At 41.3% G+C, this 513-nt stretch carries 1 protein-coding gene; it reads left to right on the top strand.

The features are described from left to right. On the top strand, positions 1–513 hold a 513-nt coding region (locus IEY40_RS20145), incomplete at both ends, for an IS110 family transposase (protein WP_188959370.1).

Here is a 513-nt window from a genome sequence, read left to right on the forward strand (position 1 = left end):
TTGTCATCCATAAAAAGATTGGTGCTGATAAAGATGACTTATTACTCATTCTAGAACCCTATATCGGCAATGTGATTGTCGGGGTTGAGTGCATGCATTGCTGGTATTGGGTGTCTGACTGGTGTGCTGAACTTGGGATTGATTTTATCTTAGGTCATGCGCTTTACATGAAGGCGATTCACGGTGGTAAAACCAAAAATGATAAAGTCGATTCCTTTAAAATTGCCACACTACTGCGTGGTGGTAACTTTCCAATAGCTTATGATTATCCAAGTGAAATGCGCGCAGCACGTGACTTACTACGTCGTAGAATGAAGATTGTCCGTCACGGCGCTATGCTTAAAGGTCATGTGGTTAACACTAATAGCCAATACAATTTACCTGCCACTGAACTTAATCTTAAAAACATCTCTGCAAGACAAAAACTTCGCGAGCAATATCAAGACCCTATCGTGCAGCGCAACATTGATTTAGACATGGCACTACTTGATTGTTATGCAAAGGAACTCGCAC

This window comes from Shewanella ulleungensis, from assembly GCF_014648315.1.
GTDB classification, from domain to species: domain Bacteria; phylum Pseudomonadota; class Gammaproteobacteria; order Enterobacterales; family Shewanellaceae; genus Shewanella; species Shewanella ulleungensis.